The 12,905-nt window shown below is 47.7% G+C and carries 16 protein-coding genes; all 16 read left to right on the plus strand.

Translation table 11 applies throughout. From position 1 onward, the window contains the following. The first annotated feature begins 8 nt into the window (after positions 1 to 8). On the plus strand, positions 9 to 1,100 hold the full coding sequence (gene trpD / locus ABXS70_RS08075; protein ID WP_366295184.1) for an anthranilate phosphoribosyltransferase: 1,092 nt from the start codon (positions 9 to 11) through the stop codon (positions 1,098 to 1,100). Beyond that, on the plus strand, positions 1,090 to 1,878 hold the full coding sequence (trpC, locus tag ABXS70_RS08080; protein WP_366295187.1) for an indole-3-glycerol phosphate synthase TrpC: 789 nt from the start codon (positions 1,090 to 1,092) through the stop codon (positions 1,876 to 1,878). The genes trpD and trpC overlap by 11 nt, the downstream gene beginning before the upstream one ends. Further along, positions 1,875 to 2,615 carry a phosphoribosylanthranilate isomerase gene (locus ABXS70_RS08085; protein WP_342551694.1) on the plus strand — a complete coding sequence of 247 codons (741 nt, stop codon included), beginning with the start codon at positions 1,875 to 1,877 and terminating at the stop codon, positions 2,613 to 2,615. The genes trpC and ABXS70_RS08085 overlap by 4 nt, the downstream gene beginning before the upstream one ends. Next, the gene (gene trpB / locus ABXS70_RS08090; RefSeq protein ID WP_342551693.1) at positions 2,612 to 3,808 is read left to right on the plus strand and encodes a tryptophan synthase subunit beta; all 1,197 of its coding nucleotides are present in this window, start codon (positions 2,612 to 2,614) and stop codon (positions 3,806 to 3,808) included. The genes ABXS70_RS08085 and trpB overlap by 4 nt, the downstream gene beginning before the upstream one ends. Continuing rightward, entirely contained in the window at positions 3,808 to 4,614 is an 807-nt protein-coding gene (gene trpA / locus ABXS70_RS08095) for a tryptophan synthase subunit alpha (protein WP_342551692.1), read from the plus strand. Before trpB ends, trpA begins: the two co-directional genes overlap by 1 nt. A gap of 65 nt (positions 4,615 to 4,679) precedes the next feature. Continuing rightward, a complete protein-coding gene (hisC, locus tag ABXS70_RS08100) occupies positions 4,680 to 5,780 on the plus strand; it encodes a histidinol-phosphate transaminase (protein WP_342551691.1) in 1,101 nt (366 codons plus the stop codon). A 27-nt stretch (positions 5,781 to 5,807) separates the two neighbouring features. Beyond that, positions 5,808 to 6,902 (plus strand): prephenate dehydrogenase, encoded by a 1,095-nt coding sequence (locus ABXS70_RS08105; RefSeq protein ID WP_342551690.1) that lies wholly within the window; start codon positions 5,808 to 5,810, stop codon positions 6,900 to 6,902. A 687-nt stretch (positions 6,903 to 7,589) separates the two neighbouring features. Next, positions 7,590 to 8,183, plus strand: a complete 594-nt coding sequence (locus ABXS70_RS08110) for a sigma-70 family RNA polymerase sigma factor (RefSeq protein WP_090917194.1) — start codon at positions 7,590 to 7,592, stop codon at positions 8,181 to 8,183. Next, a complete protein-coding gene (locus ABXS70_RS08115) occupies positions 8,180 to 8,539 on the plus strand; it encodes a hypothetical protein (RefSeq protein WP_366295193.1) in 360 nt (119 codons plus the stop codon). The genes ABXS70_RS08110 and ABXS70_RS08115 overlap by 4 nt, the downstream gene beginning before the upstream one ends. Beyond that, entirely contained in the window at positions 8,526 to 8,816 is a 291-nt protein-coding gene (locus ABXS70_RS08120; RefSeq protein ID WP_366295196.1) for a hypothetical protein, read from the plus strand. The genes ABXS70_RS08115 and ABXS70_RS08120 overlap by 14 nt, the downstream gene beginning before the upstream one ends. A gap of 44 nt (positions 8,817 to 8,860) precedes the next feature. Continuing rightward, positions 8,861 to 9,460 carry a histidine phosphatase family protein gene (locus tag ABXS70_RS08125; RefSeq protein WP_366296570.1) on the plus strand — a complete coding sequence of 200 codons (600 nt, stop codon included), beginning with the start codon at positions 8,861 to 8,863 and terminating at the stop codon, positions 9,458 to 9,460. Between the two features lie 243 nt (positions 9,461 to 9,703). Next, the gene (locus ABXS70_RS08130) at positions 9,704 to 10,822 is read left to right on the plus strand and encodes a hypothetical protein (RefSeq protein ID WP_342551688.1); all 1,119 of its coding nucleotides are present in this window, start codon (positions 9,704 to 9,706) and stop codon (positions 10,820 to 10,822) included. 44 nt (positions 10,823 to 10,866) lie between these two features. Further along, the gene (locus ABXS70_RS08135; RefSeq protein ID WP_366295199.1) at positions 10,867 to 11,373 is read left to right on the plus strand and encodes a gamma carbonic anhydrase family protein; all 507 of its coding nucleotides are present in this window, start codon (positions 10,867 to 10,869) and stop codon (positions 11,371 to 11,373) included. 23 nt (positions 11,374 to 11,396) lie between these two features. Then, a complete protein-coding gene (locus tag ABXS70_RS08140; RefSeq protein ID WP_366295201.1) occupies positions 11,397 to 11,576 on the plus strand; it encodes an IDEAL domain-containing protein in 180 nt (59 codons plus the stop codon). Between the two features lie 169 nt (positions 11,577 to 11,745). Beyond that, positions 11,746 to 12,168 carry a DUF2487 family protein gene (locus ABXS70_RS08145; RefSeq protein ID WP_366295204.1) on the plus strand — a complete coding sequence of 141 codons (423 nt, stop codon included), beginning with the start codon at positions 11,746 to 11,748 and terminating at the stop codon, positions 12,166 to 12,168. Positions 12,169 to 12,361: 193 nt separating this feature from the next. Next, on the plus strand, positions 12,362 to 12,904 hold the full coding sequence (locus tag ABXS70_RS08150; protein WP_342551684.1) for a ubiquinol-cytochrome c reductase iron-sulfur subunit: 543 nt from the start codon (positions 12,362 to 12,364) through the stop codon (positions 12,902 to 12,904). Position 12,905 lies beyond the last annotated feature (1 nt).

Below are 12,905 nucleotides of genomic sequence, written 5' to 3' on the forward strand. Positions count from 1 at the left end.
GACTCGTAATGAACTTAAACCCAATCATGGATGACAGCCGGGTGCTGTCAAAAGCAGCCGTTTCACAGGAAGAAGGAGTGAAGCAGGTGCTCGCAAAAATTTTGGATGGCTGCCATCTGGAACAGCACGAGGCTCGTGAGCTGATGAACTGCATCATGAAAGGTGAAGCCACTCCCGCTCAAATCGGCGGACTGCTGATGGCGCTTCGCATGAAGGGGGAAACAGTGGATGAGATCACTGGTTTTGCTCAAGCCATGCGGGGACAGGGTGGACGCATTCTGACAGACGGTAGAGGACTGCTGGACACATGCGGCACAGGCGGATCGGGTATTCATAAATTCAATATTTCTACAGCCTCAGCGATTATCGCTTCTGCAGTATCGGTTCGCGTAGCCAAACACGGCAATCGTTCTGCCTCTGGCAAAGCAGGAAGCGCGGATGTACTAGAGGCACTCGGTGTTAATATTCATCTTAACGGAGAGCAGGCCAGACAGTGCCTGGATGAGATCGGAATCTGCTTCTGTTTTGCACAGGTGTACCATCCATCCATGCGCCATGCAGCGGCCCCGAGGAAAGAGCTGGGTGTGCGGACCATTTTCAACATGCTGGGGCCTTTAACGAATCCTGCTGGAGCTGATCGACAACTGCTCGGTCTGTATGATCGATCCCGAACGCCGATGATTGCTGAAGTTCTTAACCGCCTTGGTTTGAAAAGAGCGCTGGTTGTTGCCAGTCATGATGGACTGGATGAAATTAGTATCTCTGCGCCTACGCAGGTATCAGAACTGCGTAATGGGGAAGTGCACACCTATGACATCGATCCACGTGATATGGGGCTGTCCATGCACCCGCTTGACGCGGTGCTTGGAGGAGATGCGGCACAGAACGCCGAAATTATACATCGGATCTTCCAGGGTGAACGCAGTGCTTACCGGGATGTTGTGCTGCTGAACGCAGGAGCGTGTATTTATGTATCTGGCCTTGCGGACAGTATTGCAGACGGGGTTAAAATCGCTGCAGAGGCAGTGGATTCGGGTAAAGCGGCCAGTAAGCTGGGACAGTTAATTCATACAACGGAGGCGTACAATCATGTATCTTGATCGAATTGTTGCGACAAAACATAAAGAAGTGCAGGCACTTGCACAGACTTTTAACATGGATGAGGCGATGCAGAAGATTGAGCAGCTGCCTGCTGCACGCGGATTTGAACAGGCGCTTTCAAGCAACCGCAACCGCAAGCTGGGACTTATTGCCGAAGTGAAGAAGGCCTCGCCATCCAAAGGTTTGATCCGTCCGGATTTTCATCCGGTAGACATTGCTTCTGCCTATGAACGCGCGGGGGCTGATTGCATCTCTGTGCTGACGGACGTTTCCTATTTCCAAGGCAGTAACGAGTACCTGCAGGCAATCCACCGAGCAGTGAACATTCCGCTGTTACGCAAGGACTTTATTATTGACGAGAAACAGATTGCTGAAGCTAGACTTCTTGGAGCAGATGCCATTTTGCTAATTGCAAGCATCCTCACACCCCAGCAGATTCGTCAATATTTGACGTTTGCGAAAAGTCTCGGACTGGACGCTTTGATTGAAGTTCATGACCGGGCAGAGCTGGAGACGGTGTTAGAGATTCCTGAGGCAACACTTGTCGGCATAAATAACCGGAATCTGAAAACATTCGAAACCAGTTTAAACACTACGCTGGAGTTGATGGAATTAATTCCACCCGGTGTGACGCTGATTAGCGAAAGCGGGATCGACGGTGCGGAATCAACGAAACCCCTGATCGAAGCTGGCGTGCATGGTATACTGGTTGGAGAGCATCTCATGCGCAAAGAGAATGTTGAAGCCGCTGTTTACGATCTGATGGGACCAAAATGATGGATAACTCGACAGATAACCTTAGAGGCAGCAGTTCTCCCGAACAAGGACACTCGCTGTCAACGGCCGTAAAAATATGTGGACTTCAGGACGTTGAAGTGCTAAAATCGATGATAAACTTGCCTGTGGATTATATCGGCGTTGTGTTTGCCAAGTCCCGCCGCCAAATTACTCCTGAACAGGCAGCAGTGTTGAGAACGGTTTTGAATGAGTGGTCCGTAACTGAGCGTCCGCGGCTTGCAGGTGTTTTTGTGAATCCAACGCTTCAAGAACTGGAACATGTGATGCAGACCGTGTCTCTGGATGTGATCCAGCTGCATGGACAGGAAAGTGCTGCATTTTGCAAACAAGTGAAGGAGCACTGGAATGTGCAGGTGTTCAAGGCAATTTCTTTTTCCGAAGATGATACAGGACAGAACGCGGACCACACGGCGATGCAGAAGTTACATGCCTATGTGGAGTATATAGATGCAGTACTGCTTGATACCTTTGACCCTTTATATGGCGGGGGCTCCGGCAAAACATTTGCCTGGGAGCGTATACCTGCATATGCGGATTGGGCTGCTGAACATCGGATCGCCATGTTTGCTGCAGGTGGGCTTCATGCGGACAACGTGCAGCAATTAATTTTAATGTACAGACCTGATGGCGTAGACGTATCAAGCGGTGTGGAGACGGAAGGTCTTAAAGATATAACTAAAATCAAAGCATTTGTAGAAAGGGTGAAGCAGGCATGACGCATCAATTGCCGGATGAGCATGGGCGTTTCGGTCTCTTCGGAGGCCGTTTCGTACCCGAGACACTAATGAACGCACTAATTGAACTTGAGGAAGCATACAGCCGCTTCTCTGAAGATGAAGAGTTTAACAAAGAACTGAACTATCTGCTGAGTGAATACTCCGGGCGGGAGACACCGCTGTATCACGCGGAGCAGTTGTCCCGTCATCTGGGCGGACCAAAAATTTATCTTAAGCGTGAAGACTTGAATCATACAGGTGCACATAAAATCAACAATGCGATTGGACAAGGACTGCTTGCCAAACGTATGGGCAAAAAGAAAGTTATTGCCGAAACCGGCGCGGGCCAGCATGGCGTTGCAACAGCAACTGTCGCTGCACTGCTCGGACTGGAGTGTAAAGTATTCATGGGTGAGGAAGATACGCAGCGCCAGCAGCTTAACGTATTCCGCATGAAACTGCTCGGAGCAGAGGTGATCCCGGTGACATCGGGCACACGCACACTAAAGGATGCAGGGAACGAAGCGCTTCGTTATTGGGTCAGCAATGTGGAAGATACCTTCTATGTATTAGGTTCTGTTGTTGGGCCTCACCCGTATCCGATGATGGTTCGAAATTTCCAACGTGTAATCGGGGATGAGACACGTCGTCAGATTCAGGAGATTGAAGGACGCCTTCCGGACGTTATCGTAGCGGCTGTGGGCGGCGGGAGTAACGCGATTGGCATGTTCTATCCTTTTATCGGAGATCAGGATGTGAAATTGGTCGGTGTTGAAGCAGCAGGTAAAGGTGTGGATACCGAGTACCACGCGGCGACGATGAGTAAAGGTACACATGGTGTATTCCAAGGCTCGATGAGTTATCTGCTGCAGGATGAGTATGGACAGGTACAGCCTGCACACTCCATCTCAGCGGGTCTGGATTATCCGGGTGTTGGACCGGAGCACTCGTACTTAAAGGATATTGAACGGGCACAATATGTTCCGATTACGGATCAGGAAGCCCTGGATGCACTGCAGCTGTTAAGCCGTACAGAAGGTATTATTCCTGCGCTGGAGTCGGCCCACGCGGTTGCTCAGGTTGTAAAGCTGGCGCCTGAACGGACAGCTGATGATATCGTTGTTATCTGTTTGTCTGGTCGCGGAGATAAAGACGTAGAATCCATTATGAAGTATACGGGAGGTAACTTGTAATGAATCTGATGGATCAAACCTTCCAGCAATTAAAAGAACAAAATCGTACAGCACTTATCCCGTTTCTTACCGTTGGTGATCCTGATGTGAACACTACCATTGATATTATCAAAGAGCTGGAACACGCTGGAGCAGACATATTGGAACTTGGTGTGCCGTATTCCGACCCACTCGCAGACGGTCCTGTCATTCAGCGTGCTTCCGAGCGCGCATTGAAAAGCCAAATTACGATTCGTACGGTGATGGAAACTGCAGCCAAAGCTCGTGAAGCAGGCGTGAAGCTGCCATTCGTCCTGTTCACGTATTACAATCCAGTGCTGCAAACGGGGCTGGATGTATTTTTTGACGAGTTAATTAAACACGATATCAGCGGAATGATTATTCCGGACTTACCGATTGAGGAGGCAGAAGATATGCGCCGCCGTGCCGATCAGGCGGGTGTTCATCTGGTTCCACTTGTAGCTCCTACGTCGAATGCCCGAATTGAGCGAATTGTTACCGGGGCACGTGGGTTCATCTATTGTGTATCTTCCCTCGGCGTTACAGGTGAACGTGCATCCTTCTTCAATGGGGTAGAGAGTTTTATTGAAACAGTGAAGAGTTTAACGGACCTTCCTGTTGCCGTGGGCTTCGGAATCTCCAGTCATGAGCAGGTAGCTCACTTCTCTCGTATCTGTGACGGTGTCGTGGTTGGAAGTGCTATTGTGCGCCAGGTGGAAGAGGCGATTCCGCTGCTTGAAAAACCGGATACTCGTGAAGCAGGACTGTTGCAAATTCGCAGCTTTGTGGCACAATTAAAAGGATAACGATATGTGTTGAACGATTTATGTACACGTTACTCTAATTTTTTGAATAACAGGAGGCGGTCAAGTTGAAACCGAAATCCCAGATTGTCAATCTGCCTGTCTATAAGCCGGGCAAACCGATTGAAGAAGTCAAACGTGAGCTGGGGCTGGAGCAAGTCATTAAGCTGGCCTCCAATGAGAATCCGTATGGCAGCTCTCCCGCTGTACTGGATGCCATTACAAGAGAAATGGCTAACGTAAGCATCTATCCTGACGGCAGCTCTGCTGAACTGACCGAGGTGCTTGCCAAGCACCTCGGGGTGGAGCGAGATCATTTGATATTCGGATGTGGATCGGATGAAATCATTGCGCTGATCACGCGGGCGTTTTTTCTCCCTGGAGATGAAACGATTATGGCGGACCAGACCTTCTCCGTATATAAAAGCAATGCGGATATCGAAGGCGCCGTAACGATTGAAGTGCCTTTGAAGGATGGCACTCATGACCTGCCGGCAATGCTCGCCCGGATTAACGAGAAAACCAAAGCCGTGTGGGTGTGCAATCCAAATAATCCAACCGGCACGATTATTTCTGAACAAGAGCTCATCGGCTTTATGGATCAGGTACCGTCAAGTGTAATGGTTGTGCTGGATGAGGCTTATTATGAATTCGTAACCGATGAAGCTTATCCGCAAAGTATTCCGCTGATTGATCGTTATCCGAATCTGGTTGTCCTGCGGACCTTCTCCAAAATCTATGGCTTGGCATCGCTCCGTATAGGCTACGGGGTCGCACGTCCGGAGATCATCGATCTGATTAACCGTGTACGCGAACCGTTCAATACCTCCCGCTTTGGACAGGTCGCAGCAAAGGCTGCACTTCAGGATCAGAATTTTGTCCAAGAATGTGCGAAGCGCAATGCATCAGATCGGGCTTGGCTGCAAAATGAATTTTCTCGCCTTGGACTACCTTACTTCCCATCACAAGGGAATTTTATTTTGGTCGATGTGAACATGCCATCCGTTACAGCGTTTCAGTCTTTGTTAAAACAGGGCATTATCGTTCGTTCGGGCTTTCACGTCTATCCAACGTACATTCGTGTGTCTGTAGGAACAGCGGAGCAGAATCGTGCTTTTGTAACAGCGCTGGAGAACACACTGGCGGAGAACACGGCAGCACGCCCTTAATACTGGCGACGAAAAGAGTGAGGACCGATGACAATAAAAATTGCAATGATTGGTGTCGGGCTCATCGGTGGTTCACTAGCGCTTTGCTTCAAAGGCAAGCCGGGGATTACCGTGATGGGTTACGCACATTTAGAGGAATTAAAAGACAAGTACATAGCGAGCGGAGTAGTGGATGCTGCAACGCTCTCTCTGGAGGAAGCGGTGCAGGATGCCGACTTCATTTTTTTGTGTGTGCCTGTTGGCCTATTGGAAGCTTATTTTGAAGAACTATCCAGACTACCGCTGAAAAAGGGCTGCATCATTACAGATGTTGGCAGCACCAAAGCTTCCATCGCCGCTTGTGCAGAACATGTCCGATTGAAGGATGCGTACTTTATCGGGGGGCACCCGATGGCGGGTTCCGAACGAGCAGGCGTGGATGCGGCCTCAGCCGTATTATTCGAGAACGCCTATTATGTGCTGACTCCTTCCGTGCATGTGCCTGAGGAGGCGTACAGCCGTTTGTCCGAGCTGTTAGCGTATACCCGGGCCCAGATTGTTCGGGTAGAGCCGCTGCTGCATGATGATATTGTTGGGGCCATCAGTCATCTGCCTCATGTTATTGCTGTTGCCTTGGTCAATCAGGTGCGTGAGTACAATGAATCCAATCCATTGTATAAAATGCTGGCTGCAGGCGGTTTTAGGGATATTACACGGATTGCGTCCAGTGACGCCATTGTTTGGAGGGATATCCTGTTAAGCAATCGGGAGGTGCTGCTGGACCTGCTTAAGGATTGGAACAGTCAGATGACGGCTTTTACAACGATGCTGGAACAGCAGAACGGGGAAGGCATTGAAGATGCATTCCGTCAGGCACGTGAATTCCGCAGTGTACTGCCTGAGCGGCGCAAAGGCATGATCTCGCCTTTGTTTGATCTGTATACAGACGTACAGGATGCACCGGGGATGATCGGTAAAATTGCAACAGAGCTCGGGGCAAATGATATCAACTTGAGCAACCTTGAAATTATTGAAAACCGCGTGGATGTGCCGGGGATTATGCGGCTGTCTTTTCGCCAAGAAGAGGACATGGAAAAGGCGAAGGCATTGCTGGATTCTCTGGGATATCAGGTTTGGGTTTAGGCGGCAGAGGGAGGGCGAAAGCCCTCTTTTTTGTAATTGAAAGAGGATTTAGCATTTAAGGACAAAAAAAAGACCGCTTACATAAGCGGCCATTGCTCACGTGGAGCAATACAGTTATTGGATAGGAGTGGAGAGAAACCATACTGTACTTTTATTATATGTATACGTTTTCATTTTGTCAACACTTTGAACAAAAATATTTGTATAAAGTTAGATTTGGCGGAAATTTAGGGAAATGAATCTCTACTACAGCTGAATTCCGGAGATGAAGCAAGCAGCTGACGGCATAAACAATACAGTTAACAGCATCATAAAATTTTTTTGAAAAAAATATTTCATTTTTGTAACCTTTTTAGAACTTAACACGTCTATATTATGCAAGGCTTCCAAGAAGCCTTGAAACGAAGTCATGACGACGAATTAAGCGGCATATGAATGTCAAGTCGGGCTAAAGCGGAATCCAACGGATTTGCCAGGATGATGCAGACCGTTGTACAATGTTACTGTTATGTAGAAACGTTGGGGAAATTGCCATTACATAGGGGAATTTGGCGGAAGGGCCGTGAATGGCGCTTGACGCTTTTTTTATGCGGTTGAAACCGCAACTTTTTTACGCCTGTTCGGTAATACATGGATAGAGTCGAACGGGGAGAAGCACATGGATGGGCGAGGAGGGGTCGCACTCAAATGACGGATTCCCAGTTGATTCGAGAGATCAAGGAAGGTAACGTGGAGTTATATTCCGAGCTGATGAGTCGTTATCAGCGTAAAATACTGGCTTTCGTATATCATATGTTGAAAAGTTCCAATATGGAGCTGCTGGCGGAAGATCTCTGTTCTGAGACATTCTACAAGGCGTTCCGCAGTTTACACTCTTTCCGTGAGGTGGACGCTTCATTCTCCACCTGGCTGTATACCATTGCCAGAAATACGGTATTGAGTGAGCTTCGCAAACAGCGTAGTGGAAACGTTCCGCTCGAAGAGAGCGGTGTAGTTCCTGTTGCTCCGATGGAGAATGCTCCAGAGCATGCTGTGCTGCGCAGCGAGCGGGTTATGCTGGTTAGGGATGCGATTAACAATCTGCCAGAGAAGCAGCGCTCTGCGATTATACTTCGAGAGTATGATCAGCTGGACTACCAGGAAATTGCGGGTATTTTGGGACAGAGCGTCAGTTCTGTGAAATCGCTGCTGTTTAGGGCAAGATCAAGCGTAAAAACACAGTTGGAACCTTATTTCTTCGAGCCGATGTACGAGCCATATGAAGGGATGAAGAACCGATGAATTGCAATGAAGCCCAGGAACTGTTTGCACTGGTCTGGGACTTGCCGAAATCTCATCCACAGCGAATTGCATTTCAAGCACATCTCGCTGGTTGTGAAGAGTGTTCGGAGCAGTTTGAAGTCTGGGAGGAAGCCCAGATGCTCCTGCACAGTATTCCGGCACCCGTAACAGAGCAGCAGGCAGAGAGAGTTAACCGTAATGTTATGGACCGGATTTATGCGGAGTCTCCATGGCTGCTGCCGGAAGAGGCAAAGGTGAATCGTTTCTCTGCGGCGATCCGTAAACATATGTCTTTATGGATTGCAGCGTTCCTGGCTATTTTTTTATGCAGCTTCCCTGTACATGGCGATGTTTAAGCCAGCAGTATCAGAGGCTGAGAAGTCCAATGTTATCACTACAGGTATTCTTGAGACAGGAGTTGCCGGAAGTGCATCTTCATCCTCGGAATTATACCAGTACAGCATTCCGCAAGCGGATAAGGGGAGCATTATTGAACCTTTTGTTGTGAGTATGGGCCCTGCCTATCCACAGTACTGGATGGCGTTATCCCTGCTGGCAATCGGGATGGCTTTGTTTTCACTTGGGCGTATGCATCGATCGACGACTAAACGCAAACAAGGTGTGGGTGTGTAGGTAACCAACCTGGATGTCAACGGGTGAAGAAATGAGGGATGAGTGTGCGGATCGGACTTGTTCGTCATGGTCTCACAGATTGGAATGCAGCTGGCCGTATACAAGGACAGACAGATATTCCGTTGAACGAGGAAGGACGCAGGCAGGCAGAACGTCTCGGTAGACGTCTGCAGTCTGAAAAGTATCACTGGGATTATATTGTAACCAGCGGCTTATCAAGGGCGCAGGAGACAGGCGAAATCCTTTCACAAATGCTTCAGGTACCGATGCTTGAACCGGATGCACGATTGAAGGAAAGAGGTTTTGGCCAAGTGGAGGGCCTTACTTCGGATGAGAGAGTTGCGAGATGGGGAGAATCCTGGGATACACTTGACCTAGGACAAGAGAACATCGCGGATATTCAGGTACGTGCGGTGGCATTTCTAGAGGATTTATGGTCTTCTCACTCGCAGGAAAATGTATTGATTGTAACGCATGGTGCTTTCCTTGCCAACCTGTTAACAGCGTTATTTCAAGATAAATACAAAGAGCGAATTGGTAACTTGTCCCTGACCATTCTTGAAAAAGAACGTGAGGACTGGATTCCGCTTTTATACAATTGCACACAACATCTGTCGATGGACACTGCCGAACAATCTGAGTGATACAGCTCAGGTTGTTTTTTTTATCTATGTAATATTGATTTGAGAGAATGGATGGAAATACCGAGTGTACTCTATTGTTTTTCTTCTGATTGCACAATTTCAGGCATAAGATGGTGAAAAACAAAAAAAGTTTACAAAAAGAGGTTTAGATTATGGAGAATCCGTCAACCATGTTTACAAAACCACACTGTTTCAGGTCTTAATCAGCAGCCGAAAACAGTGAGCGGGCGAGGCGATGGACCCATGAATCTAGCAGATATGCTGACTTTTGCTGATATTGGCCAGCTTAATCGAATAGCAGATTACTATCAATGCGAATGCAAGCCCAATTCCAAACATGAACTCATCCAGAGCATCCTCTCGACATTGGGCAGCAAACCTTTCTTTGAGCAGCAGGTACGTCAATTGAATCAGGCTGACCAACGGTTTTTAAATAACCTGTTATTTGATCCCCGCCAGTATTATGGTATGGAAGAGCTCATCGCCATAGCCCGTCAATCGATGGACAAAAAGGAGAGTGAGGCAGGTTCGAGTCCCCGAGATCTTATCATTCGCTTTACCCAAAGCGGATGGCTCTTCAACGGGACTACGCAGCAGACCAGGTATCTCTATCAAGTGCCTCAAGATTTGAAACTCAGGTTCAGAGATGTGTTAGCTGCACATTTAAGAGCGGGTATCGTCAAGACATCCGAACCGTCTATGTATCGCGAGGAATACCATCTGATGGCAGAAGACCTGAAGCTTTTCCTAAAGTTTGTGAAGCAGCATGAGATCGCTGTTAATGCGGAAGGGATGATGTATCGCCGTTCACAGCAGCAGCTTATGGAGCATCTGCATATCTCTGAAGAACTGGTGGGCAGATCCGGATGGCGCTTCGGATACGGCCGTTCGTTCAAAGATTACCCTGACCGCTTCGCACTGGTGTATGATTACGCCTTTCATAACCGGTTGATCCGTGAAGAACATTGTGCTTTGAAACTGACAGTGGCTGGTGAAGAAAAGCTGGGGGCCGAGAACGCTGCGGAGATGATACAGCTGTTTCGGTTTTGGTTAAGACTTTATAAAGGTGCTGTTCCTAATCTGTCCTCAATTGTGTACTGGACAGGTGAATGTGCAGGTGATTGGTCTACGACGGAATCGCTTTTTAAGCAAATCGGACCCTTCATTCAGCCGTTCTATTACGATACTGCAGAAGACATATATGAAAAGAGAATCATCAGAATGATGCAGCACCTCGGGTTGATTCGCGCAGGTGTGCATGAACAGGGTAGAACAGTGCAGATGACTGCCTGGGGATCAAGACTTGCAGCCTCCTGCCGCTCAATCTCGGCTGATGTTAAGCAGATCGAGTTTGACAAGTGAAGGACAAGTTGCTACAATCACTCCCAAATTAAGGAGTGATACGAATGATAATTCCATACCAAGGTATACAACCACAGCTGCACCCTTCGATATACATGGCTGAAGGTTCGAAATTGATAGGTGATCTGCATATGGGAGAAGAATCTTCTGTGTGGTTTAATGCGGTCCTGCGGGCTGACTTGGCGCCTATCAAGATTGGAAAGCGCTGCAATATTCAAGATAATGCTGTCGGACATGTGAACACCAATCAGCCCCTAATTCTGGGGGATGATGTCTCTGTAGGACATGCTGCAATCATACATGGTTGTACCATTGGAACAGGGACATTGATTGGCATGGGGGCCATTGTGCTTAATGGTGCTGATATCGGTGAGTATTCGTTGATTGGAGCCGGTTCTGTGGTGACTGAGAATAGTAAAATTCCGCCCTATACTCTCGCTTTGGGCACGCCGGCCAGAGTGATTCGTGAATTGACCGAAGCTGATCTGCAGCGGATGTCGAAAACTTCACTGGGTTATGTGATCAAAGGAAGAGAATATAGGAGCTCTTAAATCCGTTTTGGAGGTGCATCCTATTGGATAAAATGAAAGTTACGTATGAAGTCATGTTGGGGCTGGCAGCTGAGATGGTCTGGGACGAGGCGCTTCGCAAACAGCGGAGTGAGAAGCTTTATTTGGAAATCGACAAGGCGTTGGCTGCCGGAGACGAAGTAGCTTTCCGGAATCTGACGGATGAACTGAGAACGATCAATTAACAGATCAACGACGGATCATATAGAATAAGAGTAAACTGACTACAGAGGAATGCGCAGCTGCGCATTCCTTTTTTTGATATATACATCTAAATGAAATGAATATCTGGCTTTATAACATATGCTCATATATAATATGGGAATAAAATGGATAGGAAGGGGATATAGGGAATTGAAATTCAGCGAGATGAATCAAGACAGCTGGGCTGAACTGCAGCTCTATTTGGACACATGCCTTGTTCCGTTCACAGCTATGAACGGTAAACAGTCTCCGGTTCAAGCAACTGAAGCGCTGGAACGGCTTAGAGATTTTATGGACATGGTTGAAATTCCATTTAAAGGTCGAATTATGACGTATCCGGCCTATCATTACACGAGTACGGAAATGTCAATGACATTAAATACCTTGTCCTCGGAACTAAAAGCTTCTGGTTTCAAATATGTGGTTATTATGTCAGCAGATGGATCTTTTTTGAATATGGAAATTCCGCATGCAGACTTGCTTTTAAGTCAAAGGGATCTCGTTCAAGAAATGGGAAGTGAAGCAATAGCAGGGTATGTTGGGGAATGTATTCGAGATTTATGGAAAAAGTGACGTCTTGATGACAAATGTGACAAATTTCCAACAGTTTTTTAATAACGCTTACAAATGAAGCTTAAAAATGTGTGACAAATTCTTGACGGTGTTCTGGGGCTACTATATGATTATGTATGTTCTAGTAAGTCGTGGAATTTATGATAATGAAAACGGTTGAGAGAGTTGGCTGAAAAAGGGGGTTGGAGACAGTATGAGCAGTGAGCATGACCAGCACGAAGCCTCGATTAAACCGCCAAGCAGAATGGAAATGTCGCGCAGGCAGTTTTTGACGTACACGCTTGGTGGAGCTACAGCCTACATGGCCGCCGGTGCAATTCTTCCTATGGTCCGTTTTGCGGTGGACCCGATTTTGCAGCACAAGGGAGAAGGAACCTCTGTCAAAGTGGCTGAGATCAGCAAAATTACAAATGAACCTCAAGAATTTACGTTTGAACTGAAACAGCAGGATGGCTGGTATTTGAGTAATGCCTCGTTGGTGGCATGGATTCGCAAGGATGAACAAGGAAAAATTTACGCACTTTCACCTATCTGCAAACATCTGGGCTGTACAGTAGGCTGGAACAGTGACAAAAATTATCCGAATGAGTACCATTGCCCATGTCACGGTGCGCACTATGACAAGGAAGGGAAGAATCTTGCCGTTGCCCCGAAACCACTGGATGAATACGTGGTTAAGGAGGAACAAGGCTGGGTTTATCTGGGCGAGATTGTTCCGAACACCCGAGTGAAATAGG

This window comes from Paenibacillus sp. AN1007 (assembly GCF_040702995.1).
In the GTDB taxonomy this organism is placed as follows: Bacteria; Bacillota; Bacilli; order Paenibacillales; family Paenibacillaceae; genus Paenibacillus.